The 335-nt window shown below is 54.6% G+C and carries 1 protein-coding gene; it reads left to right on the plus strand.

Features of this window, described 5'->3' with window-relative positions:
• Positions 1-335, plus strand: a 335-nt coding sequence (locus J4G38_RS28495; RefSeq protein ID WP_226164235.1) for an anti-CBASS protein Acb1 family protein, incomplete at both ends; no start/stop codon positions are given.

The raw sequence follows: 335 nt of genomic DNA on the forward strand, positions 1-335 counted from the left end.
CAATCCGCCGCCGCTCCTCCTGCGCCCGTCTTATAATTTCCTGGGCATCCCTCAGGCTCAGATTTTATGGGATTATGTCCTGCACTGGAACGAGTGCCGGATTTATACAGCTGATTTGCTCAAGAAAATCAGCCTCCTGGTTATGCAGACCGATACGCAGGCCATCTTCGGCACGCCCGGCGGTGTGCAGTCCTTTGATATCCGCATGCAGGCCCTGCAGCGGTACCGCGACAATAATTCTGTTTTCGTCTGCGACAAGCAGGATGAGCAGGTATCCAACGTACAGACTTCGACGGCGGGATGCACCGATATCGTCAGGCAGTCCCTTGAGATGA

This window comes from Hymenobacter terricola, from assembly GCF_017921975.2.
GTDB classification, from domain to species: domain Bacteria; phylum Bacteroidota; class Bacteroidia; order Cytophagales; family Hymenobacteraceae; genus Hymenobacter; species Hymenobacter terricola.